Here is a 23,434-nt window from a genome sequence, read left to right on the forward strand (position 1 = left end):
GAGCCCCAGGTAAGGCGCTGCGGACCCGAGAGACAGCGACGTAAGGCAACCGAGGGCAAATGTGCGCGCGACTGCCCGATGTCGACGGCACTCCTTGTGCGGAGAGTCATTGGCAGGTCAACCACACGGAGGAGTGAATTCCAATGACCACCAACACTGTCGCGAGAATCGCCGCCATGCTCGCAACCATCGGCATCGCCGCCGTCCCGCTGACCATCAGTGCGCCGGCCAACGCCACCACCAAACCGGAACCCGTTGGGACCGCCCCCTCAACTCCAACGCTCGCTTCGACAGACAGCGACGCCACTCTGGACCTGGCGCAGCTCGGTGCCGGCGCACTAGGCGGAATCGCCCTGAGCGGAGTCGGGCTCGCCGCAGCGAACCGGCTACGCCACCACAGGCTGTTCTCCCACTCGACCAGCACGAAGACCCCAACCGCGACCTGAGTGCGAACCTTCCGACCACCCCAACAGAGGATTCGGCGGCACAACGCCCCGGGCCACGATCCGGACTTCAGACGGCTGGCCAGAGGGTGGTTGGCTTGTTGGTTTCGTGGGGGGTGGCGGCGGTGGTGGTGTGGTGGGGCGTCGGGGCGCTTAGGGAGGTTTTGCGGTTGTGTCCGCGGTTGGGGTCGATGCCGACCACCACTAGCTCGCCGGCTACCTGCAGTCTGTTCCTGCGCTTCATCTGGACCCCTCAGTTGGTCTCCTCGGGCCGAGCTGATCTCGTCCCGCGGAACCAGGTTCGCCGTACGGCGCCGCCCGCCCCATCCGCCGATCGGGCCTTGCCCCGGGGGAGCCGCGGATCCCCCGATCGGCGGCTGCTCTGGACCGGTGCGGCGGGCGAGCGGCATGCTGGAGGTTCCCCCGCGCCGGGGGAGGGGGCTGGGAGCGGAGATGGTGGGGAGCGGGCGCAGTACCGAGGTGCGGGAGTCCACGCGCGTCGTCGTGGTGGACGATCATCCCTTCTTCCGGGACGGGCTGATCCGCGGTCTGCGGGAGTCGGGCTACGTCCAGGTGGTGGGCGAGGCCGACAACGGGCGGGAAGGCCTCGAGGTGATCGCCGCCGAGCGTCCCGACGTGGCCGTTCTCGACTACCAGATGCCGGACCTCACCGGCCTGGACGTGGTGCACGCCATCGTCCGGCAGGCGCTGCCGACACGGGCACTGATCCTGTCGGCCGTGACCGACAGCGCGATCGTCTTCAAGGCTCTGGAGGAGGGTGCGCAGGGCTACCTGTCCAAGGAGGCACGCCGCTCGGAGATCGTCGACGCCGTACGGCGGGTCGGTCAGGGCCAGACGGTGGTCCCGCCGGAGTTGGCGGCGGGGCTGGCCGAGCAGATCAGGCTGCGGGCGACCTCCGCCGGGCCGGTGCTGAGCGAACGCGAGCAGCAGGTGCTGTCCGGTTTCGCCCGCGGATTGTCGATCCCCGAGCTGGCCGCCGAGCTGTTCCTGGGTCCCAGCACGGTCAAGACGCACACCCAGCACCTCTACGAGAAGCTGGGGGTGTCGGACCGGGCCGCCGCGGTCGCCGAAGGTATGCGCCGAGGCCTGCTCGAATGACCGTCGCGGAGCAGATCGCCGGGCTGCCGCATCAAGGTGCGCGGATCCAGGCGCTGCTGCGGTTGCTGCTGGCCGCGTTCCTGGTGGCCGTCCTGGTGGCGCAGCCACCGGCCGAGCACCTCGTGCTGTGTTGGGTGATCGTCGGGTGCTATGCGGTCTGGAGTGTGACGAGCGCGGTGATCCTGCGGTTCGGCGGGCCAGGCCTGCTGCCGTACACCTGGCTGGCGTTGGCGGTCGACGTGATCGCGCTGACCGCGCTGACCCTGGTCGCGGACACGTCCGCCGACACCACGTGGACGCCGTACACCTTGCTGAACGGGTTGTTCGTGGTGCCGCTGCTGGCCGCGACGCAACTCAGTCCTCTGGTCTGTGCGCTCGCCACGGCGCCCGCGGTGGCCGCCTATCTCGTTTCCGGGCTGCTGATGCGGCCGGTCGACGATGAGCCGGTCTCGTACGTCGTACTGCGGGCACTGCTGCTGGCCGTGGTCGGACTGGCGTGTGTGCTGTTGACCGCTCTGCAACGCTCGCGGGTGCTGACGATCGCCCGGCTGCTGCAGGAGCGGAACCACCTGCTGGAGGAAATGGTCCAGATCGAGCAGCGCGAGCAGCAGAACCTCGCGGAGTCCCTGCACGACGGACCACTGCAGTACGTCCTGGCCGCGAGGCAGGAGGTCGAGCCGGCGCTCGCGGGAGACGCCGAGTGCCTCGAACGGATGGAGTTCGCGCTGGCGGAGACGACCCGGCTGCTGCGGGCAACGATGTCGCAGCTCCATCCGGCGGCGCTGGAGTCGGCCGGTCTGCTGCCGGTGCTGAAGGACGTCGCCGACGCCACCAAGTCACGCGGGCGGTTCTCGATCGACGTGGTGACACAGGACTGGGACGAGTCGACGCGTACCTCCGTCGACGAACTGCTGCTGCTGACGGTTCGTGAGCTGCTGACGAACGTGGTCAAGCACGCCGCGGCCCGCAAGGTCGTGGTCCAGCTGGCACGGACCGACGCCGTCGCCCGGCTTCGGGTGATCGACGACGGCAAGGGTCTCGGGGGAGTCGACCTCGAGGCCAGGCTGCGGGGAGGCCATCTCGGCCTGGCGTCGCGCCGGATCCGGGTGGAGGCGGCCGGCGGCTGGATGCGGCTGCGCGACGCGGAGCCGCACGGGACGGTTGCCGAGGTGGAGATCCCGCTGGTCTGAGAGACGCCGCAGCGGCCCGCACACGTCGGCGGACCGCAGGGGCGTGGTGGAGCTGGTCAGCCGGCCATCTGGTTGTTGCCGTGGACCATCATCGAGCTGAGTGCGCTGCGGGTGGCGTTGTTCAGCTGGCCGGTCTGCTGCAGGTGCGCGTCACGCTGCAGGTACTTGATGGCGTTGATCGTGCCGGTGTTCTCGTAGCCCGTGATGGGGCCGTTGTAGTAGTTGAGCTGCGCGAGCTGCTGCTGCAGCAACTTGACCGAAGCGGATGGCGCCGCCGGGGGAGTCGTGCTGCTGTGCGAGGCGGTCGACGAACCCTGGTGGCCGGTGTTCGGCTGGTTCGGCTGGTACTGCTGTCCGGACGCGGCGGCGCTGGCGGGGGCCGGGCTCGTGGAGGGGTCTGCCTGGGCAGGGCCCCTGAGACCGAGTACGGCGGCGGCGACGATCCCGGCCACCGCGAGGCAGCTGGTGGCGACGGTGGCGATGATCCAGGCCTTCGGCCGGGGCGCGGTGGCGGTCGTGCTGGGCATTTCGGTGATCCTTTCTCTTCGGTGCGGCTGTTCCGTACCGTCGAGAGCAACACTGCGCTCGTCCAGCCGTCCCCACGATCCACCGCCCGGCCCATCCGCCGGTGGAACCACCCATCCCCCGATCAGCTGACCTCAGCGAACCTTCATCGGGTGAGGTCGCCGTGTTTCGAGAGGCTGAGGGCGCCGGCTACCGCGAGAACGAAACCCAGTGCGGCGACCCAGCCCCAGCCGGGACGGGGACGATCACCCAGCAGGAGCAGGCCGACCAGGGCGGGGGCGACCGTCTCGCCTATCACCAAGGGTGCTGTCGCCTGGGTCACGGTGCCGCGTTGCAGGGCGGTCGAGTAGGTGAGGAGCGCGACCCCGGCGGCGAGAACCAGCGCGTACGTCGACGGATCGGTCAGCAACGTGCCGAGCGTGTCGACCCCGACCGGACCGGGCAGCATCCGGGCGGCTACCGCGACCGCGCCGAACGCGAGACCCGCGATGGTGCCGAGCACAGCCGCACCGCGTGCACCCTTGATCCGGCCCAGCGGAACGGCCAGGCCGCCGAGCGCGACGGCCGCCACCAGCACGCCCCACCGTTCGGCGTTGCTGACCGAGACCGTGCGATCCTCAGCCGCGGACAGCCCGACCAGAACGAGTCCGGCGATGACGACCAGCAGGGCGATCCAGTCCGGGCGGCGCAGCGGCATGCGCAGGAAGATCGCGCCGAGAACCGCGGTGACCGCGAGGAAACTCGCCACGATTGATTGCACGACGAACAGGGGCAAGGAACGCAACGCCGCGATCGACAGCAGGAAGGCGAAACCGTCGAGTCCGATCCCCAGCAGGTACGGCCAGGATGTGAACAAGCGGATGAGCAACCGCGGGTCCAGCCCGTCCGCGGCGTGTGTACGGTGCGCCGCGACAGCCTGCAGTATCGAGGCCACGCCGTAGCAGACGGCGGCAGCGAAGGCTCCCAGCAGACCGGCGACCATGTGCCGAGGCTACGCCCGTCGACGCGCGTCGATCGTCACCGAATGTGTCGGCACGGACGGTCGGCAGTCGTTCCGGACGTGTACGTCCTCAACGGTCTCCGGTACTGTCGTGAACTTGGGGGACTTGTCCAGGGGTGGGCCGGATGAACTCAACGGTTGAGACTGCTGCGTTGCCGGTGGAAACCCGTGCCCGGATTCCTTCGGCCGGTGGGCTGAAACCGCTCGACGATCGCTGGCCGGACCATTTCGCGGCCGCCATGTTCGCCGCCGCGGTTCTGGTGACGGTGGTCGCCGCGGTGACGCCTTGGCGAAACTACTTCGCCGGCGAGCAGGATGTCGTTTCGTTGCTGACGATTCCGATCGTGCCGAGCCTCGTCTACGCCGCTCTGCTCGTCGCCATGGGCGTGGCACTACGACGCCGGTTGCGGGCCGCGTGGTGGCTCCTGGTGCTGTGGTGGCTGATCGTGCCGCAGGTCGCCCGGGTCCTCTCATTGCTCGACGGCGGGTCGTTGGTGCAGATCGCCGGCCTCGTCCTGATCACCGGAGTTCTGGTGATCGCGTGGCGGGCCCGGCACCAGTTCGCGGCCAAACGTGTGCCCGGCAGCCTGCTGCAAGCGATTGCTTCGTTCCTGGTCGGCGGTGTGGCGGTGCTGCTGGGCGGCAGTTGGCTCGTCCGCCGGTTCGGCGACGCCGGTGACTTCGCGACGGCGGCGCAGTACGTCGTGGATGAGATGCTCACCGACCTCGGCCAGCTCGCGCCCGACGAGTCGGTGACGGCGCCGCTGTGGGTGCGCGGACTGATCGGCCTGGCGGGTGCGTCCGTCGTCCTGGTGTCGGCGCAACTGTTGTTCCGGGCACCCAAGCAGGCCCGGACCCTCGGCGTCGCGGACGAGGCGAGGATCCGCACGCTGCTGCGCGACTTCGGTGACACCGACTCCCTCGGGTACTTCGCCACCCGCCGGGACAAGTCGATCATCTGGGACTCCGGTGATCCGGCCGGTGCGCGCGCGGGTGTGTCGTACCGCGCGATCGGCTCGGTCAGCCTGGCCAGCGGGAATCCGGTCGGCGACGTCGAGCACTGGCCGGCCGCGATCGCGCGCTGGCGCGAGGACGCCCGGGCGAACGGCCTCTCGCTGGCGGTGATGGGCGCGGGCGAGCTCGGCGCGGCCGCGTACGCCGAGGCCGGCCTGACGGCGTACGAGATCGGCGACGAGGCGATCCTCGACCTGCGGACGTTCTCGCTGAACGGCCCGGGGATGAAGGCGGTCCGGCAGTCGGTCTCCCGGCTCCAGCGCCGTGACTACACCACCGACGTCGTCCGGCACGGGAGCCTGACCGCCGAGGAGTTCGCGGCCCTCGGCGTCGCGGCCGGCTCGTGGCGAGGCGACGGCGGTGACGAGCGGGGCTTCTCGATGGCGCTCGGCCGCCTGGAGGATCCGCTCGACGGCCAGTGCGTGCTGGTTCGCGCGTACGACGGCGACGGCAACCTGCGCGGGTTCCTCAGCTTCGTGCCGTGGGGAAGGACCGGGCTGTCGCTCGACCTGATGCGTCGCGACCCGGCCGCCGACAACGGCGTGGTCGAGCTGATGGTGTCCGCCCTCGCCGAGCGCGCGGCCGTGATCGGCGTCGGCCGGGTCTCGCTCAACTTCGCGATGTTCCGCGAGGCGTTCGAGCGCGGGGCGGAGCTCGGCGCCGGCCCGGTGGCCAGGTTGTGGCGGCAGGCGCTGCTGTTCGCGAGCCGCAACTGGCAGCTGGAGTCGCTGTACCGCTCGAACGCCAAGTACCTGCCGGTCTGGCAGCCACGCTTCATGTGTTTCGAGTACACCTCGGACCTGCCGCGCGTGGGCACGGCCGCGGGCAGTGCGGAAGGTTTCCTCACGCGTCCGAGTCTCACCATGCTTCGGGGCAAGGCCGGGAGTGCCTCACTGGACACCGCCGGCTCCGACCACGCCGCCGCGGTCAAGGCGCTGATCCCCGCGCCGCTCGACCTGCTGGCGAAGGCGATGTCGGTCGACGGACTACCCGAGCAGGTGCGGGTACGCCGGGCGAAGCTCGACCGGATCCGTGCCCAAGGCATCGATCCGTACCCGGTCACGTACCCGCGGACGCACACGCTGGAGCAGGTCAGGAGCGACGCCGGCACGCTCCCGCCCGGCACGTCGACAGGTCGCAACGTGTCGGTGACCGGACGGATCATCCTCAAACGCGACCACGGGCGACTGAGCTTCGCGAAGCTCCGCGACGGCAGCGGCGACCTGCAGCTCATGGTCGACCAGGCCGCCGTCGGCCGGGCGCCGTACGACTTCTGGCGGCACGACATCGACCTGGGAGACCAGGTGGGCGTCACCGGCGAGGTGATCACCACGCGCCGGGGAGAGCTCTCGATCCGGGTCGAGTCGCTGCAGCTGACCAGCAAGGCGATCCGCCCGCTGCCGGACAAGGTCAAAGGACTGGTCGATCCCGAGGCCCGGATCCGGGCGCGGTACGTCGACCTGATCGTTCGGCCGGCCGCACGCGACGTCGCGTACACCCGGGCGACCGTGGTCCGCAGCGTGCGTGACTCCCTGCATGCGCGGGGTTTCGTCGAGGTCGAGACGCCCGTTCTGCAACTGGTCCACGGCGGCGCGAACGCGCGCCCGTTCGAGACCCACATCAACGCCTACGACCTCGACCTGTACCTGCGGATCGCGACCGAGCTGCACCTGAAGCGGCTGCTGGTCGGCGGCATGGAGAAGGTGTTCGAGCTCGGCCGGCAGTTCCGCAACGAGGGCGTGGACTTCAAGCACAACCCGGAGTTCACGTCGCTCGAGGTCTACGAGACGTACGGCGACTACGACACCATGCGGGTGCTGACGCAGGACATCATCCAGGAGGCCGCGACCGCGGTGTACGGTTCACCGCTCGCGCGCCGTACCGATGCCGACGGCAAGACGGTCGAGTACGACCTGTCCGGGGACTGGCCGGTCAAAAGCATCTGCGTCGCGGTCTCCGAGGCTCTCGGCGAGAAAGTCACCGCGGACACGCCGATCGAGACGCTGCGCGGACATGCCGGGAAGATCGGGCTGGAACCGGCCGCCGACGCCGGCTGGGGCGGCCTGCTCGAGGAGATCTACGAAGAACTGTGCGAGCGCACCACGACGACGCCGGTCTTCTACACCGACTTCCCGAAGGAGAACGCGCCCCTGACCCGGCCGCACCGGTCGGACCCGCGGCTCGCCGAGAAGTGGGACCTGGTCATCTTCGCGGCCGAGCAGGGTACGGCGTACTCCGAGCTGATCGACCCCGTGGACCAGCGCGCGCGACTGGTCGCCCAGTCCCAGCTGGCGGCCGCGGGTGATCCGGAGGCCATGCAGGTCGACGAGGACTTCCTCGAGGCGCTGGAGTACGGCATGCCGCCGACCGGAGGGATGGGGATGGGCATCGACCGCCTGGTGATGAACCTGACCGGGTTGTCGATCCGCGACACCATCCTGTTCCCGTTGGTCCGGCCGAGCACCAGGGAGTGAAGTGGGGTGACTGTCCGCCGGCCGACCGCCGTCCAGAAGGTCTCGGGGCTCACCCTGACCGGCATGGTCGTCGGTTCGATGGTCGGCGGGGGAGTCTTCACCCTGCCCAAGGAGTTCGGTGAGGCCACCGGTGTCCTCGGTGCCGTCATCGCCTGGATCGTCGCCGGCACCGGCATGCTGATGCTCGGCCTGGTCTTCCAGTCGCTGGCCGTACGGCGGCCCGACCTGGACAGCGGGGTGTACGTCTACGCGAAGGCCGGGTTCGGCAACTACGCCGGCTTCAACTCGGCGTTCGGCTACTGGGCCAGCAACGTCGCCGGCAACGTCTTCTTCATGGTCTTCACGATGACCACGCTCGGCACGTTCTTCCCGCGTCTCGGCCAGGGCAACACGCTGCTGGCCGTCGTCCTCGCGTCCGCGCTGGTCTGGCTGTTCCACGTCCTGATCGCGCGGGGCGTGCGCCAGGCGGCCGTGGTCAACCGGATCGTCACGATCGCGAAGCTGGTCCCGATCCTCACCTTCGTCGTGATCGTCGCGGTCGCCTTCGAGACCCGCACGTTCGCAGACAACTTCTGGGGCGGCGACGAGCGCTCGGTTGGCGCAGTCTTCGACCAGGTCAAAGAGACCATGTTGGTCACCACCTTCGTGTTCCTCGGGATCGAGGGCGCGAGCGTGTACTCCCGGTACGCCCGCTGGCGCGAGGACGTCGGGCGGGCCACGATCCTCGGTTTCGCGAGCGTGCTGGCGCTGTTCGCGTCGGTGACCCTGGTGTCGTACGGCGTCCTGCCGCAAACCGACCTGGCCAAGGCCGAACAGCCGTCGATGGGCAGCGTGCTGGAGTCGGTGGTCGGGTCGTGGGGCTCGACCTTCGTCAGCATCGGGGTGATCGTCTCGGTCCAGGGCGCCTACCTGGCCTGGACCCTGATCAACGCCGAGGTGCTCTACATGCCGGCGCGTGGCGACGTGATGCCGCGCTTCCTCACCCGGGACAACGGGCACGGGACCCCGATCGCCGCGCTGCTCAGCACGACGGCCGCCGTACAACTGTTCCTGTTCCTGGTGCTGCTCGTCGACGACGCGCTGGACTTCATGCTCAAGCTCGACACCGCGTTGTCGCTGGTTCCGTACCTGCTGGCGGCGTCGTACGCGCTCAAGCTGACGGTCACCCGGCAGACCTACACCGCGGCCGACGAGCCGGAGCGGCGCAGGCAACGGGTGATCGCGGCCGTCGCGGTCGTGTACTCGCTCTTCATGCTGTACGCAGCCGGCCCGAAGTACCTGCTGCTCGCCGCGATCGTATACGCCCCAGGGACCCTGCTCTATCTCGCGGCCCGTCGCGAGCAGGGGCTGCGGGTGTTCAACCGGGCCGAGGCAGTGGCGTGTGCTGTGTTGATGCTTGCTGCGGTGCTCGGCGTCGTGCTGATCTCGACGGACGCTCTCGATGTCTGAGTGGAGCGGGTGATCCGGGTGGGTTGGTACGGGGACCTTGTCGACACCGGCCGGGCACAGGCCGCCTGGATGCTGCTCGCCTTCTTCGTGACCTTCACGGTGACGCGGGCGATCACCCGGCGCATCCGCGCCAAGCACCGGCGGAACGCCCGGCCGGAGGACGAGGGCGGCCTGTCCGACCTGTACATCGGCGGCATCCACATCCACCACCAGGTCTGGGGAATTCTGATGGTGATGCTGGCGGGGCTGCTGCAGTTCCGCTACGCCCCTGGTACGCCGTGGGCCGAGGTGCTCGCGGTGACCTTCGGGGCGGGCGCGGCGTTGACGCTCGACGAGTTCGCGCTCTGGCTGCATCTCGACGACGTCTACTGGGGTCCGGAGGGCCGCAAGTCCATCGACGCGATTTTGCTCGGCGGTGCACTGGGCGTGGTTCTGCTGACCCAGGCGAGCCCGATCGGCGCCGAGCCCGAACGGACCGGCGGCGCCCTGTCGAACTGGACGTACTTCGGCGGAATCGCCTTCCACCTCGTGATGGCCCTGCTGTGCTTCCTCAAGGGCAAACCGGCGACCGGCCTGATCGGCATCGTCGTCCCCGTGGTGGCGCTGATCGGAGCCGTCAGACTGGCCAAGCCCACCTCGCCGTGGGCCCTCCGCCGCTACGGCCAACGCAAACGCGAACGCGCCGACACCCGCTTCGGCCCCGCCTACACCACCCGCCGAAACCGCCTCCGCGACCTCCTGGGCGGCCACTTCCCGTCGGCGGAATGATCGCGACAGCCGTAGAGGACGGATCCGGACAGGGTCGTTTCGGGGTGGACCGAAATGTTGTTCGGGTGCGGCGACGGCGCGGCAGGATCGGGGCGTTGTCGTCTGAGGAGCTGTGATGGTTGTCGATGTCGTGATCGCGGGGGCCGGGCCGAACGGGTTGATGCTGGCCTGCGAGCTGAGTCTGGCCGGCGTGCGTGCCGTCGTACTGGAACGGCTGCCCGAGCCGCGGCGGAAGAACCGTGCGAACGGCCTGGTCGGCCAGGTGGTGCGGATGCTGGATCGCCGTGGTCTGTACCAGCCGTTGGCCGGAGAGCCCGGGCCGCCGCGCCCCCTGCCGGCGTTCTTCTTCGGTGCCGTGCCCATGGATCTGCAGGGGCTCGACGACAATCCGTTCTACCTGCTGTCCGTACCGCAGACCCGGATGGAGCAGGTCCTGGCCGAACGCGCCGCCGAGTTGGGCGTCGAGGTCCGCAGGGGCCACGAGCTGACCAACCTGACGCAGAACGCCGACACGGTCACCGCCGAAGTCACCGGCCCCGACGGGCAGTACGAGATCAGCAGCCGGTACCTGGTCGGCGCCGATGGCGCACACAGCTTGACCCGCAAGCTCGCCGGCATCGAGTTCCCCGGTGCGGCCAGCGAGGACATCGTGTGCCGCATCGCAGAAGTCGCCGTACCCGATGAGTACGTCGACTCGGACACCGGCGGGCTGAACGTGCCTGGCTATGGCTACATCTCGCCGATGTACCACCGCACGGAACAGGGCGTCTTCGCGTACGGGCGATTGCCGTCCCGATCGGATGTGGTGTTCACGATCGAGTGGACGACCGGCGGGTTCGGCAACGACGACTCGATGACGCTCGAGGAGATTCACGACAGCATCCACCAGGTCATGGGTATTGACTTGCCGCTTCGGCCGCCGGACGGCGAGGGTCCGCATCGGCTGGATCGGTGGATCGGTGTCAACACGCGGCTGGCCGACCGGTATCGCGAGGGCCGCGTGCTGCTGGTCGGCGACGCTGCGCACGTTCACTTCGTGATCGGCGGACCGGGCCTCAACCTCGGCCTGCAGGACGCGGTCAACCTGGGCTGGAAGCTGGCGGCGGTGCTTCGTGGCTGGGCGCCGGCAGGACTGCTGGAGAGCTACGAAACCGAGCGGCGGCCGATCGGTGAGCGAGTAGCCATGCACAGCCAGGCCCAGCTCGCTCTGGTGGCCCCCGGCGCCGAGGTGACGGCACTGCGCGAACTGTTCGCCGAGCTTCTGCGTGACCAGCACACTGTGGCGCACGTCGCGAACATGATGTCTGGCGCGGACATCTGCTACGACATGGGAGTCGAAGCTAGTCACCAGCTGGTCGGCCGGTGGTCTCCGGACCTACTCCTGGAGACGGGCACCGGCCCGGTCCGGCTCGCCGAGCTCACGACGACTGCGCGGCCATTGCTGCTCGACCTCACCGAAGATTCGTCGCTGGCGACAGCGGCGGACGGGTGGCGCAGCCGCGTCGACACCGTAACCGCCCGGACCAAGGACACCTCAGCCACCGGCCTGCTCCTGCGCCCGGACTGCTATATCGCCTGGGTCACGGATGCGCCGCACCCGGATCAGCACGATCGAGAATCTCTGCGTACGGCGCTCACTACGTGGTTCGGACCGTGTTGAGCCTGACGAGGTCCTCACCCAGGACGGTCGCGCCGTGGATCACCGCCTTGCCGTCGCGGCGGCTGGAGATCAGGCGTGCCGCCCGCAGGGCAGTGCTGTGCTCGGACGCCGACGCGGCGCTGATGCCGAGCTGACGCGCGATGTCCCCGGTGGTGTGCTCGGTGGCAAGGAGACGCAGTACCGCTGCCCGGGTCGTCCCGAGGATCGCCGCCAGGGAGTCGGACTCGGCACCAACGCGGATGCTCAGTGTGGCCGGTGCCGGGTAGGCCAGCAGAACCGGTTGATCGGGCAGTTCGCCCACCAGCGGCGGTCCCGTCCAGAACGGGCTCGGCGTGATCAGCAGTCCTCGCCCGTGCAAGTGGACCGTGCGGTCCTGCGGACTGTCGATCAGCAGACAGTCCTCGCTCCAATTGGCGCCTGGTACGACGGTGGTCAGCGCGGCACCGATCCCATGACACGCCAGTAGGCGTCCGTAGCGTGCCAATTCGGTGTGGTGGTTGGCCCGGATGTCGGCCCAGTACGGCTGCACCGCCGCCGTGAACGCGGCCTTCGTCACGTGCGCCAGCCGCCGTCCGGCCTCGCGGTTCCCTTCGAACGCGTGCCACAACGGAACACCCGAGTTGGGGGCGCTGCTGTACAGCGCCATCTCCGCCCGCAACCGCTCCACGCCGAGCTCGAGGAAGGCTTCCATCGCTTCGTCGAAGTCGTCGCTGACGGCGAACGTGGGTGACACCGTCCAGGAGAAGTGCCCGCCGAGTTGCCGCACCGCCGAGCGCGCCGGCGCCGGGACCGCACTCAGCGCAGTACGTCGCCACCGCTCGCCCCACGCCGCGCGAATCCCGCGGCGCAGTCCACGAGCCGCGAACTTCAGCTCCAGCGACGGAGCCGGCTCGGGCAGGAACCGCGTCGACGCGAGGTCGTCCGAAGTGAACAGGATGCGCAACATGCCGTCTCCCCGACAGTCCTACCACACGCAGGTACCCACTCACTCCCACGCGCACGACGCCGAAGCCCTCAACCAAGCCGGTGGAAAGCCTCAACCAAGACGGACCTGTCCAACCTCAACCGAGATCGGACATTTTGTGTGGTAGGGCGGGTGGGACTCGAACCCACGACCCAAGGATTATGAGTCCTCTGCTCTAACCGGCTGAGCTACCGCCCCGTGTGCGGGAGATGTTATCTGGTGCGGGCGGGAAACCAGGGGCGGGTCAGGGGTTCGACTGAGGGGTGGTTACCGGGGACCGGGCATGATGGGAGCAGGTCCCGACGAAGGGAAGTCCGATGGGCTGGTTCATTTTTCTCGTGCTCGTGGTGGGCGCGATCGCGGCGTACAAGTACCGCGTGCCGTTGATCGCGAAGCTGACAGGTCAGCCGCAGCACCGCATCCAACGCGCCATCGACCGCCGCAAGGAGCGTTGAGCACACGGCCACCTCAGCGTGAGCCCTCAGCCGCGACCGGCTGAGGGCTGTTCGCGTGTCGAGAGCGTTGGCGACCGCGGCTGATGTTCCGACGGCGGTGTCTGCCGTGAAGGTCTTAGTGCGCGAGGTACGTCGTACGCCGAGCCGTCGGGCCCCAGAGACGCAGAAAGCCGGTTCCTGGTGGAAACCGGCTTCGTGTTGCTCCCGCGACTGGACTCGAACCAGTAACCTGCCGGTTAACAGCCGGCTGCTCTGCCAATTGAGCTACGCGGGATCGGTGTGTATCGTGCCCCCGATCCCCGAGGACCTGAGTAGGTTAGCAGGCCCGCGACGAACTACAAAAACGGGATTCCGGGTCAGCAATCAGGCCTGGAGCGGGTCAGATGCCGAACTCGTCACGGACGGATTTGAGGGCTGCGTCGGCCGCGTCGAGGACGCCGGGCTGGTCCGGTTCGAGGCCCTTGTCGAGGACCGCGTTCCAGGTGACCGGGGCGTTCGTGTCCGAGGGGTTGCGGCGGGCCACGATGCGTACGCCGCGCTTTCCCTTCAACGGGATGTGGCGCTGGACGACGATGCTCGCGTCCACGCGTTCGCGGAGGAGTTGACCGAAGCGGCCGGGGTCGTCGAGCTTGAGCTCGGTGCCGCGGAGCGGGGTGCCGAAGGCGGTCGTTTCGTAGATGTGCATGACCGACGCCTCGGAGTCCCAGCCGGCGCGTTCGATCTGCTCCCAGCCGACGCGGCGGACCGAGTCCGGTGATTCGGCGGGGAGGTAGACGGCGGCGCGCGTACCGGCGACCCAGTTGCCGTCGGAGAGTTGGACCGCGGCGAGGATGTCTTCCTTGCCGCCGGTCTGCTTCGAGGTCGCCGTCACTGATTCGCTCAGCTCTCGGGGCCAGGTGGTACGCCTGAGTCTCACGCTCCCATCATTCCAGTCGGGCCAAGTTGGCCGTGGGTCAGGCCGCGTAGTCGCGGAGTTGGGGGATGGCTCGGCGGCGGAGGTGGCGGAGGGCTTCGCGTTCGAGGGTTCGGATCTGATCGGGAGTGAGGTTCAGAGCGGTGGCGGTCTCCTCAGGCGTGAGCGGTGTGTGGCCGTTGAGTCCGTAGCGGTGGTGGATGACCTGAACGTGCAGGTCGTCCAGGAACTGGAGTTGGTGGGCGATGTCCCGGCGGAGGGCGGCGTGGAGGATGAGGGACTCGTCGTCCACGAGGGGCTCGGTGTCGTCGAGGTCGAGGGTCTCGGGGTGGACTCGCCAGGCTTGGGCTCGCTCAACCCGGGCGGGCGTCAGGCCGGATGCGGTGGACAGCTCGGCGGTGGTTGGCTCGCGACCCAGGCGTTGGGTGAGGTCGTGACGGGTCGATGCCAGGCGGCAGGCGTCGGTGTAGGCCTGCGCCGGCATCCGCACCAGGCGCGAGCGGTCGGAGATCGCCCGGCCGATCGACTGGCGGATCCACCAGATCGCGTACGTCGAGAAGCGGTGGCCGAGGCGGTGGTCGAACCGCTCGACGGCACGCATGAGGCCGATGTTGCCCTCCTGGATCAGGTCCAGGAGGGAGATGCCTTTGCCGGTGTACCGCTTCGCCAGGGATACGACCAGGCGGAGGTTCCCTTCGATCATTCGGCGGCGCGACTGCTTTCCCAGGGCGACGACCAGTTGGAGGTCGGCCGGGTCGTGTCTGGTGGGTCTGCCGGCCTCCAGTTGCTCGGCGGCCAGCAGGCCGGCCTCGATCCAGTACGAGTGCTCGTTCATCTCCTCCAGGGTGAGTAGTTCGTGATTGCCGATGTCGCGCAGGTAGGCGATCAGTGCGGTGACGTCGGCGGGTTCGCAGTCGAGCTCGGCCATCCGTTCCCCTCTCTTCGTCAAAGAGAGTGCCGTGATCGGAGGCCCGGGAGCGGGATGACTTTCTGTCGGTGGATAACTACGGGACGTTGTCGGATCTGCCCTGTGGATAACGGCGCACGCTGTCGTGGCGGGGACTAAGATTCGCCGGCTGCTCGTGAGGTTGGCGTTTCAGGGTGGGCTCGCGGCGAGGGGCGGACTGGCGCCGGGTGGTGCGGAGGCGGGCAGGTGGGGCAGATCCGGAGGGTGGCCGGGGAAGGGCAGGTCGTGGCCGGGCAAGACGTCAGGCGTGGGGGCGGTCGGCGGGCCGGCGCGGATGGCGTGGGACGGCTGGTCAGGACCAGGCGGGGAGGTGGCGGTAGGCGGCGGGTCAGGATTAGGCGGGAGTGGGAGCGGCGGGTCAGGACCAGGTGGGGTAGGTGGCGGACAGTTCGTCGTACCGGGTGGGCCAGTGGGGGAGGGGCGTGTTGGCGAGGTGGGCGTCCAGGCGGTCCAGGAAGGCGTGGGTGCCGGGGAGGAAGCCGCGGGCGTTGGTGGGGGAGAGGCCGGTGGGTGAAGGTGAGGAGGGTGCCTTCGCCGTCGGGGGTGAGTTCGTAGCGGACGATGCTGTCCTCGACGATGCGCTGGTGCCATTCGTGCTCGAGGACGTGCGGCGGGTCCCAGACCAGGATGCGGCCGGTCAGGCGTTTGGCGTCGGGTGCGGCCGGGGGCTCGTCGGGCATCATCTCGATGGTGCCGCCGGTACGAGCGTCGATGGTGGTCTCGCCGAACCAGGCCTTGCGTTCCGCCGGGTCGGTGAGCGCGGCCCAGACAGCCTCGATCGGGTGCGGCAGGTGGCGGCGGAAGGTCATGGTCGCGCGGTCGCCGTCGATGGTGAGTACGCCGTGACGGTCGTGGGTGGTCATTCGGTGGGCTCCTTCTGGGGCTTGGCGAGGTGTTGCTCGAGGGCGTCCAGGTGACGCGGCCAGTACTTGCGGTACCGGCTGATCCAGTTCTCGATCTCGATCAGGCGGTCGGGGCGCAGCGCGTAGATCCGGCGCTGGCCGTCGGGGCGGACCTCGACGAGGCCGACCTCGCGCAAAATGCGCAGGTGGCGCGAGACCGCGGGCTGGGTGAGCCGGTGGAGGTGGTCGACGAGTTCGCCGGCCGGTCGCTCGCGTTCGGCGAGTAGGTCCAGGAGTTCCCGGCGGGTGGGTTCCGCGATCGCCTCGAAGACGTCCATGGCGAGAAGTATTACAGCAAGCGTATATACGGTTCAAGTCATATGTATGACAGAGCGACGGGATCAGGCGTACGCGCGGAGGGAGGAGAGCAGACCGTTGTGGAAGGGGTTGGCGTCCACCTGGTCGAACCAGCTGGGCCCGGTGGTCAGTGGTTCCAGGGGTGGGATGGTGACGGCGGGCGGGGTGGCGCCGGTGGGGCCTCGGCGGCGGAGTCCGGTGTCGAGCTCCGGGGCCGGCATGTCGGGAAGTAGAACGAAGCCCTCATCCGAAAAGGCGAGGGAGTCGGCGGCGAGGGGGTCGGCGGCGAGGGGGTCGGCAGCGAGGGCGTCGGCCGTCGCGGGGGAGGTGCCGGTGATCATCGCGTTGAAGGCGGCCTCGTCGGCTGCGGCCAGGGCGGCGAAGGTGGCTGCGGCTCGGGAGGCGGCGGCCGTCGGGTTGGCGCGGATGTGCTCCAGTTCGGTCAACACCGACTTCCAGGTGACCGACGGGTCGCCGTAGTCGATGGCGCGCGACAGACGCCCGACAGAGATCGCGGTCGCCGCCGGCGCCAGCGGCTTCATCAACGACCGCAGGCCGTAGCGAGCCAGTCCGCCGATGATCACCAGGCGTATGTCGGACTCGGTCGCCGCGACCAGGTTCCGGTAGACGTCGGCGTGCGTGCGCCGTACGACGATCAGGTCGGCGAGCGCACCGCGTTCGATCCGGCCGAGGGGATGCGGCCAGACGCCCGACAACGCCTCGCCCGGGTTGGACGTCGCCAACCGCACTAGTTCCTCGTCGGTGAACACCGGGGAGGCCTGTGCCCTATTCCAGATGTCCGCGACCTTCAACTCCCACAGCACGTTGCGCGTCCCCGACGGTGCCCAGTCCGACCCGATGCACAGTCGTACTCCGGCCGCTTTCGCCGCCGCGACGTCCGCGGTCGCGCCGTACAACCAGTAGTTCGAGAACGGCGACCAGACGAGAGTCGACCTCCCGGCGGTCATCCGGGCGAAGTCGTCCGCGGTCAGTGCGCCGCCGTGGATCGCGACCAGTTGGGGCGTGACCACGCCGACCTCGTCGAGCAGCTGGAACTCCTTGCGCAGCCTGGGATCCGACCCCTCGGCCGAGTGCGCGATGAACCCGCGGCCGAGCTTGACTGCGGCGGCGTACGGCGCCAGCGCTTCCTTGCTATCGGCAACGAGTGTGCTGACCCGGATGAAGTCGTCGCGGGTGCCGAGCCTCTCCGAGTCGACGTTGCGGATCAGGTCGTCGTCCGGCGGTACGGCGCCGCGCGGGTTGCCCTGGATCGATGTCGTCCCGCCGACGATCGCCCGCGTCTCGACGTACCGGAGCAGCGCACGCCCGGCGGCGGCACCGAGGAGCCGGGCCGGCTGGCTGATCCGCGCGCTGTACGTCGGTGCGCGGCCCCACTGGTTGTGCGAGGTCCACGGCACCGAGCGCGACGGCTCGGTCCACAACGGCAGGCTGTTGTACATCAGGTGGTTGTGCAGATCGATCAGACCGGGGCAGATCACCCCGCCCACGGTGATCCGCACCGCGTCGTCGAACCCGTCCGGCACGGCGTCCACGGGGGTGACAGCCGCGATCAGGCCGTCGTCACCGACGTACACCGCGCCCTGGTCGAGCACCTGTCCGTCCGGCCGCATCGTCATGACGGTCCCACGCAGTACGAACATGGCCCCTCCCGTTGACACCGCCCCTGTTCACGAGAGTAGGTCAGGAATCGTCCCCGAAGTCGGCCCGAGCTGAAATGGTCCGTGCCGGGGTCTACCGTAAGTCTGGTGCGAGTAGCGACGTGGAATGTGAACTCGGTCAAGCAGCGCCTGCCGCGGTTGCTGGGGTGGCTGGACGAGCGGCAGCCGGACGTGGTGTGCCTGCAGGAGACGAAGCTCGCGGACGACGCGTTCACCGCGTTGCTCGGTGAGGAGCTGACGGCCCGCGGGTACGAGACCGCCCTGTACGGCGAGGTGCAGTGGAACGGGGTCGCCCTGCTGTCGAAGGTCGGCATCGAGGACGTGGTGACCGGCGTCGCCGAGGCGCCCGGTTTTCCGAAGCCCGAGGCCCGCGCGGTCGCGGCGACGTGTGGCGGCATCCGTATCCACTCCCTCTACGTGCCGAACGGTCGCGTCCCGGACTCCGACCACTACCACTACAAGCTCGCCTGGCTGGCGGCGCTCAAGGAGGTCGTCGCCGCCGGTCCAGCCGACCAGATCGTCTGCGGTGACATGAACATCGCGCCGACCGACGCCGACGTGTTCGACCCGGCGGCGTACGTCGGGTCGACGCATGTGACCGCGCCGGAGCGGCAGGCGCTGGCCGACCTGATGTCGGCGAAGGGCCTGCACGACGTCGTCCGCGACCGCTGGCCGGACGAGCGCATCTTCAGCTACTGGGACTACCGCGCCGGCATGTTCCACCAGGACCTCGGGATGCGGATCGACCTCATGCTCGCGACCGAGCCGGTCGCCGACCGGGTCAAGGCCGCATGGATCGACCGCAAGGCCCGCAAGGGCACCGGGCCGAGCGACCACGCGCCGGTCATCCTCGACCTCGACGTCGCCCCGGACGGCGACATCGGCCCCGTCGTGCCGCCGCCGTCCGCGCCGCGGACCGGCCGGAAGAAGACCACCAAGCTCCCGCAGAACCGCTGATGCGCCGCCTGGTCGCGGCCGCCGTCGCGCTCGCGTGCCTTGCTGCCTGCAGTGACGACAAGCCGGCGGCCGAGACGGTCACCTGGACGAAGGTCGACGTCGGCGCGGAGCCCGTCACCTTGACCGCGTACGGCGACCAACTGCTGGTCGGACTGCGTGATCGCGGTGCCAAGGTGGTTCCGCAACTCGTCGTCCTGGACGGCGACCAACGGAAGCAGGTCAAGGTCACGCCCTCGCCGACGAGCCCGTACGCGTTCGAGGCGATCTGGTACTCGATCGCCTACGACGGCAAGCAGTTGCTCGGACTCGGCGGCGCAGCAGGTGGCGCGCACTCGAACACCCGCTGGACAGTGTGGACGGGCACAGTCGACGGCGGGCTGGTCGAGCGGCCGCAGGAGTTCAACACGTTCGGCGGACAAACCGCCGGCGGACTCTACTCCGCCGTGATCACGCCGAGCGGCCGCGCATTGCTCGGCTCCTGGGGTGGTGTCGAGACCGGGAACGACGCCGCCGTCTGGCTGCCGGAGAGCGACGCCAAGTGGGTCCGGCAGAGCCCGGCGAAGACGGTGTTGCAGAGTACGCCGTCCCTCCTGGTCGGACCCAGCTTCGGTACGACGCTCGGCGAGAGCATCGTGCTCGTCGGCTCGCAGGTGCGGTTGGCGCCCAACGTCGTCGCGCAGGAGGCGGCCGTCTGGCAATCGGCGAAGCTCAACCAGGGATGGCGGGCGATCACCCTGCCGGATCCGGGGAACCGCAGTCAGGCGATGACGGCGTCCTGTGACTCGTCGGGTTGCGTCGTCTCCGGGTACGTCGACAACCGGTTGGCGATCTGGCAGGTCCTGCGCAGCGGGCCGGCCAAGCGACTGACCGGCGTACCGGACATCCCGGTCGGGGACAAGGACAAGCTGCCGCCGCCGATGGTGATCGGCGACGAGTACGTCCAGGTCGTTGCGCAGGACAACAAGGTGAAGGTGGTCAGCGGACACGACGGCAGCTGGACCGTGCGGGAGTCCGCCGCCGGCCCGGAAGGTCCGGTCACCGCTGCTGCCCGCACCGACTCCGGCAAGCTCTACCTGATCGCCGGCAACTCGCTGTGGGAGGCCGGGCTCAGCTGATCAGTCCCTTCACGTACGCCGCCTGGCCCGCGTGCTGGTCGCAGTCGTTGATCACGCTGACCAGCCGCACGCCCAGCGTCACCGGCGGATTCCAGTTGCGGTCGACGATCCGGTCGAGGTCGTCGTCGGTCAGCGTCCGGAGGAACTCCAGCGTGCGCGCGTGCACGGCGTCGTAGTACCCGAGCAGCTGCTCGGCGGACAGCCGGACCTGCGCGACCTGCTCCGACGTGTGCGCGTACCCGGTGTCGGCGGCGTCCAGCGGGAGGCCGAGCCGCTCGTGCCAGCCGTCCGCGGTGTACACCTGCTCGTGGCCGCCGGCGTCGGCCAGGTGGTCGTCCTGGACGCGAGTCAGGTGCCAGACCAGCCACGCGATCGAGTTGGCCGTATCGCCCGGCCGGGTGGTCAGCGACTTCTCGTCGAGACCCTCCACGACGTCGTGCACGACCTCCTGGATCCGGCTGTGTGCGTCGATCAGCAGTTCACTCGTCTTCATGGACGCAAACCTAGCCAACCGCACGGACAGTTCTAAGGTGGGCTGCAAGCTTTGTCCGGACAACGAGGAGCAATTGTGGAATACCGCACTCTGGGCGCGAGCGGCGCCGTCGTCTCCACCTACGCGCTCGGCACGATGACGTTCGGCAGCGAGACCGACGAGGCCGGTTCGCACGCGCAGCTGGACCGGTACGTCGAGGCCGGTGGCAACCTCGTCGACACCGCCGACGTCTACAGCGCCGGGGTCTCCGAGGAGATCGTCGGGCGCTGGCTGGCGAAGAGCTCGGCCCGCGACGACGTGGTCCTCGCGACCAAGGGCCGGTTCCCGACCGGGGACTCGCCGAACGACGTCGGCACCTCCCGCCGGCACCTGCGCCGGGCGCTCGACCAGTCACTCAGCCGGCTCGGCGTCGACCACGTCGACCTCTACCAGTTGCACGCGTGGGACCCGGTCACCCCGCTCGAGGAGACGCTCAGCTTCCTCGAGGACGCCGTACGCGCGGGCAAGATCGGGTACGGCGGTTTGTCGAACTTCACCGGGTGGCAGCTGCAGAAGGCGTGCGACCTGATCGACCGGCGCGGGTGGTCCCGGCTGGTCACGCTGCAGCCGCAGTACAACCTGCTGGTGCGGGAGATCGAGTGGGAGATCGTCCCGGCCGCGCAGGAGAACGGGCTCGGTCTGCTGCCGTGGTCTCCGCTGGGTGGCGGCTGGCTGACCGGGAAGTACTCGTTCGACGAGGAGCCGACCGGCGCGACCCGCCTGGGCGAGAACCCGGACCGCGGCGTCGAGTCCTGGCACCGGCGCAGTCGCAACCAGCGCGTCCGCGACGTGGTCGACGCGGTGCGCGAGATCGCCGAGGCGCGCGGGATCTCGATGGCCCAGGTCGCGCTCGCGTGGCTGGTGGACCGGCCCGCGGTCACCTCGGTCATCCTCGGCGCCCGCACCCTGGAGCAGCTCGACGACAACCTCGCCGCGGCCGACCTCCACCTCACCGAGGAGGAGACGGCGAAGCTCGACCAGGCGAGCGATCCGGGCGCAGCCGACTACCCGTACGGCGGTCCCGGCGTCGCCCAGCGCGGTCGTCCGATCGCCGGCGGCCGAGCCTGAGCCTTGCGTTCAGTCCGATGACAGAGGGCATCGCCGGCGTCGTCCAGCAGTTGCAGCAACGGCTGGACGACGTACCGGCGGATCTCCAGCACCGGCGCGTGTTCCTCGCCACCTACCTCCGCACGACCCAGGCCGTGGGTACGGCGATCACGCAGGGACGGTTCGAGGATCCGGACTGGGTCGAGGAGTGGGACGTGAAGTTCGCGGAGCTCTATCTCGACGCGCACGACGCTGCCGAGGGCGCCGCTCGACCCTGGCGGCTCGCCTTCGAGGCGCCGGCGGACCTGCCACCGTTGCTGCATGTTCTGCTCGGCGTCAACGCGCATGTCAACTACGACCTTCCGCAGGCGCTGCTCGCGGTGATCAGTGACGAGGACTTCGCGGATCCACAGCTGATGGAACGGCGCCGACGCGATCACGAGCGGATCGACGGCGTACTCGCGGAGCGGGTCAGTGCGGAGGACAACGAGCTCGGAGGTGCCAGGAGTCTGCTCGACCGCGTGCTCACACCGCTCAACCGGCGGGCGTCGCAACGGTTCCTGCGCGAGTCGCGGCAGAAGGTCTGGCACAACACGGCCGAGTTGCAACGGGCACGGCTGGACGGCCCAGCGGCGTACGCGACCCGGCTTGCCGAGCTCGAACTGCTCAGCGCCGCGAAGATCGCCGACCTCCTCCGTCCCGGTCAGGTGCTGCTTCGCCTGGCCATCACCGGTTTCGGCGTGACCCTGCCGCCGCCGGCCTAGTCCGGCAAGGCGCCCGACCACACGACGCCGACCCCGAGGCACCCGAGCGTCACGAGGCCGAAGATCCCGACCCACATCAACGCAGGTACGCCGGTCAGTCGTCGAAGCTGATCCGCGTCGGAGCTGCGACCACCGCCACCGCGGCGGGAGTGCTGCAACTCGAGCACCGCACGAGGAGCGGCGAGGAGCAGGAACCACGTCAGCAGGTGCGCGAACGCGGACTGGACGGCCGCCGATCCCCACCACGACACGGCGAACACGACGCTGCCGAAGACGAGAACCGACCATAGCCCGTACAGGTTGCGGATCTGCAGCAGCAGGATCAGCAGCGCCAGCAACAGTCCCCACAGCAGCGCGACGGCGTACCCGCGGCTGAGCACGAACGCTGCCGCCAGACCGAAGAGTGCGGGGCCCGGATAACCGGCGAGCAGTACGGCGATCATGCCCGGGCCGGTCGGGTGGCCGCGGGACACGGTCACTCCGGAGGTGTCGGAGTGCAGCCGGATCCCGGCGAGCTTGCGTCCGACGAGCGCCGCGATCAGGCCGTGCGCGCCCTCGTGCGCGATCGTCACCACCTGGCGTGTGTGCCGCCAGACCGGTCGCCACGCGATCAGCAGCAGCGCGGCGATCGCGGTGCCGATCACCACCCGCAGCGACGGCTCGGGCTGCACCGACGTCAAGCTGTCCCAGACCTCGTTCACCACCCCATCCTTGCAGCCGGGCGGTCGCACCCGGCCGTTGACATCATGCGGTGGGCGGACGACGGTGGAGGGATCGCGGCCCGGGGAGGGGCTGCCGCATTGGGGGAGAGATGTCACAGCCACGCAGTACGAAGTCCACTGCCAGGAAGACGACGGCGAACCAGACCACCGCCAAGAAGACCACCACTGCCGGGAAGAAGTCGAGCGCGGCGAAGCAGACCGGTAGTGCCAAGGCGACGAGCACTACCAAGAGGACGAGCACCAGCAAGAAGACCGGTGCTGGCACTCCCAAGAAGACGAGTGCTGCCAAGAGGACGAGCACTGCCAGGAAGACCAGCACTGCCAGGAAGACCAGCACTGCCAAGAAGGCTCCGGCCAGGAAGACGACGGCCGGCAAGCGGGCAGTAAAGCAGGCGCTCGCCAGGACCACGAGCGCCGGCACAACCGGCACCGGCACCGCTAGGGCTGGCACCGCCAAGGCCGAGACCGCTCGGGCTGG

23 protein-coding genes and 2 tRNA genes are annotated in these 23,434 nt (G+C 69.2%); 12 read left to right on the forward strand and 13 right to left on the reverse strand.

All coding sequences use genetic code 11. The features are described 5' to 3' along the window. The first annotated feature begins 143 nt into the window (after positions 1-143). The 3 genes from ACQPYZ_RS12040 to ACQPYZ_RS12050 all read left to right on the forward strand — a co-directional run bounded on the left by ACQPYZ_RS12040 (position 144) and on the right by ACQPYZ_RS12050 (position 2,752). Positions 144-446 (forward strand): hypothetical protein, encoded by a 303-nt coding sequence (locus ACQPYZ_RS12040; RefSeq protein ID WP_433167567.1) that lies wholly within the window; start codon positions 144-146, stop codon positions 444-446. Between the two features lie 450 nt (positions 447-896). Continuing rightward, positions 897-1,562 (forward strand): response regulator, encoded by a 666-nt coding sequence (locus ACQPYZ_RS12045; RefSeq protein ID WP_433167568.1) that lies wholly within the window; start codon positions 897-899, stop codon positions 1,560-1,562. Further along, the gene (locus tag ACQPYZ_RS12050; RefSeq protein ID WP_433167569.1) at positions 1,559-2,752 is read left to right on the forward strand and encodes a sensor histidine kinase; all 1,194 of its coding nucleotides are present in this window, start codon (positions 1,559-1,561) and stop codon (positions 2,750-2,752) included. Before ACQPYZ_RS12045 ends, ACQPYZ_RS12050 begins: the two co-directional genes overlap by 4 nt. 56 nt (positions 2,753-2,808) lie before the next feature. Here ACQPYZ_RS12050 and ACQPYZ_RS12055 read toward each other — a convergent pair whose 3' ends face one another. Both ACQPYZ_RS12055 and ACQPYZ_RS12060 read right to left on the reverse strand, forming a co-directional pair. Then, positions 2,809-3,279 carry a peptidoglycan-binding domain-containing protein gene (locus ACQPYZ_RS12055; protein WP_433167570.1) on the reverse strand — a complete coding sequence of 157 codons (471 nt, stop codon included), beginning with the start codon at positions 3,277-3,279 and terminating at the stop codon, positions 2,809-2,811. Positions 3,280-3,422: 143 nt separating this feature from the next. After that, positions 3,423-4,259: a hypothetical protein gene (locus ACQPYZ_RS12060; RefSeq protein ID WP_433167571.1), complete on the reverse strand. Its 837-nt coding sequence runs from the start codon at positions 4,257-4,259 to the stop codon at positions 3,423-3,425. A gap of 143 nt (positions 4,260-4,402) precedes the next feature. Here ACQPYZ_RS12060 and lysX point away from each other — a divergent pair, with 143 nt between their 5' ends. The 4 genes from lysX (at position 4,403) to ACQPYZ_RS12080 (ending at position 11,642) form a co-directional block, all read left to right on the forward strand. Continuing rightward, complete coding sequence (gene lysX / locus ACQPYZ_RS12065) at positions 4,403-7,765, forward strand: bifunctional lysylphosphatidylglycerol synthetase/lysine--tRNA ligase LysX (protein ID WP_433167572.1); 3,363 nt, start codon at positions 4,403-4,405, stop codon at positions 7,763-7,765. Between the two features lie 6 nt (positions 7,766-7,771). After that, on the forward strand, positions 7,772-9,214 hold the full coding sequence (locus ACQPYZ_RS12070) for a basic amino acid/polyamine antiporter (RefSeq protein ID WP_433167573.1): 1,443 nt from the start codon (positions 7,772-7,774) through the stop codon (positions 9,212-9,214). Next, complete coding sequence (locus ACQPYZ_RS12075) at positions 9,215-9,982, forward strand: hypothetical protein (protein ID WP_433167574.1); 768 nt, start codon at positions 9,215-9,217, stop codon at positions 9,980-9,982. 115 nt (positions 9,983-10,097) lie between these two features. After that, positions 10,098-11,642 carry an FAD-dependent monooxygenase gene (locus ACQPYZ_RS12080; protein ID WP_433167575.1) on the forward strand — a complete coding sequence of 515 codons (1,545 nt, stop codon included), beginning with the start codon at positions 10,098-10,100 and terminating at the stop codon, positions 11,640-11,642. On the opposite strand, the gene ACQPYZ_RS12085 is transcribed toward ACQPYZ_RS12080, so the two are convergent. Next, positions 11,620-12,588 (reverse strand): ArsR/SmtB family transcription factor, encoded by a 969-nt coding sequence (locus ACQPYZ_RS12085; protein WP_433167576.1) that lies wholly within the window; start codon positions 12,586-12,588, stop codon positions 11,620-11,622. The genes ACQPYZ_RS12080 and ACQPYZ_RS12085 overlap by 23 nt on opposite strands. Before the next feature lie 139 nt (positions 12,589-12,727). Then, positions 12,728-12,804, reverse strand: a tRNA-Ile gene (locus ACQPYZ_RS12090). Between the two features lie 119 nt (positions 12,805-12,923). Between ACQPYZ_RS12090 and ACQPYZ_RS12095 the strand changes: the two genes are divergently transcribed. Continuing rightward, complete coding sequence (locus ACQPYZ_RS12095) at positions 12,924-13,061, forward strand: hypothetical protein (protein WP_433167577.1); 138 nt, start codon at positions 12,924-12,926, stop codon at positions 13,059-13,061. Positions 13,062-13,262: 201 nt separating this feature from the next. Here ACQPYZ_RS12095 and ACQPYZ_RS12100 read toward each other — a convergent pair. The 6 genes from ACQPYZ_RS12100 to ACQPYZ_RS12125 form a co-directional block, all read right to left on the reverse strand. Then, positions 13,263-13,335: transfer RNA gene (locus ACQPYZ_RS12100), tRNA-Asn, on the reverse strand. Positions 13,336-13,440: 105 nt separating this feature from the next. Further along, positions 13,441-13,977 carry a hypothetical protein gene (locus tag ACQPYZ_RS12105; RefSeq protein WP_433167578.1) on the reverse strand — a complete coding sequence of 179 codons (537 nt, stop codon included), beginning with the start codon at positions 13,975-13,977 and terminating at the stop codon, positions 13,441-13,443. A 37-nt stretch (positions 13,978-14,014) separates the two neighbouring features. Continuing rightward, entirely contained in the window at positions 14,015-14,902 is an 888-nt protein-coding gene (locus ACQPYZ_RS12110; RefSeq protein ID WP_433167579.1) for a sigma-70 family RNA polymerase sigma factor, read from the reverse strand. 134 nt (positions 14,903-15,036) lie between these two features. Beyond that, entirely contained in the window at positions 15,037-15,804 is a 768-nt protein-coding gene (locus ACQPYZ_RS12115; RefSeq protein ID WP_433167580.1) for an SRPBCC family protein, read from the reverse strand. After that, entirely contained in the window at positions 15,801-16,121 is a 321-nt protein-coding gene (locus tag ACQPYZ_RS12120; RefSeq protein ID WP_433167581.1) for an ArsR/SmtB family transcription factor, read from the reverse strand. The genes ACQPYZ_RS12115 and ACQPYZ_RS12120 overlap by 4 nt, the downstream gene beginning before the upstream one ends. 63 nt (positions 16,122-16,184) lie before the next feature. Continuing rightward, entirely contained in the window at positions 16,185-17,801 is a 1,617-nt protein-coding gene (locus ACQPYZ_RS12125; protein ID WP_433167582.1) for an amidohydrolase family protein, read from the reverse strand. A 105-nt stretch (positions 17,802-17,906) separates the two neighbouring features. Between ACQPYZ_RS12125 and ACQPYZ_RS12130 the strand changes: the two genes are divergently transcribed. Continuing rightward, positions 17,907-18,776: an exodeoxyribonuclease III gene (locus ACQPYZ_RS12130; protein WP_433167583.1), complete on the forward strand. Its 870-nt coding sequence runs from the start codon at positions 17,907-17,909 to the stop codon at positions 18,774-18,776. After that, complete coding sequence (locus tag ACQPYZ_RS12135) at positions 18,776-19,891, forward strand: hypothetical protein (protein WP_433167584.1); 1,116 nt, start codon at positions 18,776-18,778, stop codon at positions 19,889-19,891. The genes ACQPYZ_RS12130 and ACQPYZ_RS12135 overlap by 1 nt, the downstream gene beginning before the upstream one ends. Here ACQPYZ_RS12135 and ACQPYZ_RS12140 read toward each other — a convergent pair. Beyond that, on the reverse strand, positions 19,884-20,384 hold the full coding sequence (locus ACQPYZ_RS12140; RefSeq protein ID WP_433167585.1) for a mycothiol transferase: 501 nt from the start codon (positions 20,382-20,384) through the stop codon (positions 19,884-19,886). The genes ACQPYZ_RS12135 and ACQPYZ_RS12140 overlap by 8 nt on opposite strands. Positions 20,385-20,459: 75 nt before the next feature. On the opposite strand from ACQPYZ_RS12140, the gene ACQPYZ_RS12145 reads away from it, so the two are divergent. Together ACQPYZ_RS12145 and ACQPYZ_RS12150 are read left to right on the forward strand one after the other, a co-directional pair. After that, positions 20,460-21,491, forward strand: a complete 1,032-nt coding sequence (locus ACQPYZ_RS12145; RefSeq protein ID WP_433167586.1) for an aldo/keto reductase — start codon at positions 20,460-20,462, stop codon at positions 21,489-21,491. Between the two features lie 17 nt (positions 21,492-21,508). Then, on the forward strand, positions 21,509-22,234 hold the full coding sequence (locus tag ACQPYZ_RS12150) for a DUF5995 family protein (protein ID WP_433167587.1): 726 nt from the start codon (positions 21,509-21,511) through the stop codon (positions 22,232-22,234). On the opposite strand, the gene ACQPYZ_RS12155 is transcribed toward ACQPYZ_RS12150, so the two are convergent. Then, positions 22,231-22,935, reverse strand: coding sequence for a M50 family metallopeptidase (locus ACQPYZ_RS12155; protein WP_433167588.1), 705 nt, complete (start codon positions 22,933-22,935; stop codon positions 22,231-22,233). The genes ACQPYZ_RS12150 and ACQPYZ_RS12155 overlap by 4 nt on opposite strands. A 43-nt stretch (positions 22,936-22,978) precedes the next feature. Continuing rightward, positions 22,979-23,332 (reverse strand): hypothetical protein, encoded by a 354-nt coding sequence (locus ACQPYZ_RS12160; RefSeq protein ID WP_433167589.1) that lies wholly within the window; start codon positions 23,330-23,332, stop codon positions 22,979-22,981. Positions 23,333-23,434: the final 102 nt, after the last annotated feature.

The organism is Kribbella sp. CA-247076 (genome assembly GCF_050942445.1).
In the GTDB taxonomy this organism is placed as follows: domain Bacteria; phylum Actinomycetota; class Actinomycetes; order Propionibacteriales; family Kribbellaceae; genus Kribbella.

What these genes read in the sequence shown, in the direction of transcription:
- ACQPYZ_RS12040 (WP_433167567.1), top strand. Translation starts at nt 144, where the DNA reads ATGACCACCAACACTGTCGCGAGAATCGCCGCCATGCTCGCAACCATC.
- ACQPYZ_RS12045 (WP_433167568.1), top strand. Translation starts at nt 897, where the DNA reads ATGGTGGGGAGCGGGCGCAGTACCGAGGTGCGGGAGTCCACGCGCGTC.
- ACQPYZ_RS12050 (WP_433167569.1), top strand. Translation starts at nt 1,559, where the DNA reads ATGACCGTCGCGGAGCAGATCGCCGGGCTGCCGCATCAAGGTGCGCGG.
- ACQPYZ_RS12055 (WP_433167570.1), bottom strand. Translation starts at nt 3,279, where the DNA reads ATGCCCAGCACGACCGCCACCGCGCCCCGGCCGAAGGCCTGGATCATC.
- ACQPYZ_RS12060 (WP_433167571.1), bottom strand. Translation starts at nt 4,259, where the DNA reads ATGGTCGCCGGTCTGCTGGGAGCCTTCGCTGCCGCCGTCTGCTACGGC.
- lysX (WP_433167572.1), top strand. Translation starts at nt 4,403, where the DNA reads ATGAACTCAACGGTTGAGACTGCTGCGTTGCCGGTGGAAACCCGTGCC.
- ACQPYZ_RS12080 (WP_433167575.1), top strand. Translation starts at nt 10,098, where the DNA reads ATGGTTGTCGATGTCGTGATCGCGGGGGCCGGGCCGAACGGGTTGATG.
- ACQPYZ_RS12085 (WP_433167576.1), bottom strand. Translation starts at nt 12,588, where the DNA reads ATGTTGCGCATCCTGTTCACTTCGGACGACCTCGCGTCGACGCGGTTC.
- ACQPYZ_RS12095 (WP_433167577.1), top strand. Translation starts at nt 12,924, where the DNA reads ATGGGCTGGTTCATTTTTCTCGTGCTCGTGGTGGGCGCGATCGCGGCG.
- ACQPYZ_RS12110 (WP_433167579.1), bottom strand. Translation starts at nt 14,902, where the DNA reads ATGGCCGAGCTCGACTGCGAACCCGCCGACGTCACCGCACTGATCGCC.
- ACQPYZ_RS12115 (WP_433167580.1), bottom strand. Translation starts at nt 15,804, where the DNA reads ATGACCACCCACGACCGTCACGGCGTACTCACCATCGACGGCGACCGC.
- ACQPYZ_RS12120 (WP_433167581.1), bottom strand. Translation starts at nt 16,121, where the DNA reads ATGGACGTCTTCGAGGCGATCGCGGAACCCACCCGCCGGGAACTCCTG.
- ACQPYZ_RS12125 (WP_433167582.1), bottom strand. Translation starts at nt 17,801, where the DNA reads ATGTTCGTACTGCGTGGGACCGTCATGACGATGCGGCCGGACGGACAG.
- ACQPYZ_RS12135 (WP_433167584.1), top strand. Translation starts at nt 18,776, where the DNA reads ATGCGCCGCCTGGTCGCGGCCGCCGTCGCGCTCGCGTGCCTTGCTGCC.
- ACQPYZ_RS12140 (WP_433167585.1), bottom strand. Translation starts at nt 20,384, where the DNA reads ATGAAGACGAGTGAACTGCTGATCGACGCACACAGCCGGATCCAGGAG.
- ACQPYZ_RS12150 (WP_433167587.1), top strand. Translation starts at nt 21,509, where the DNA reads ATGACAGAGGGCATCGCCGGCGTCGTCCAGCAGTTGCAGCAACGGCTG.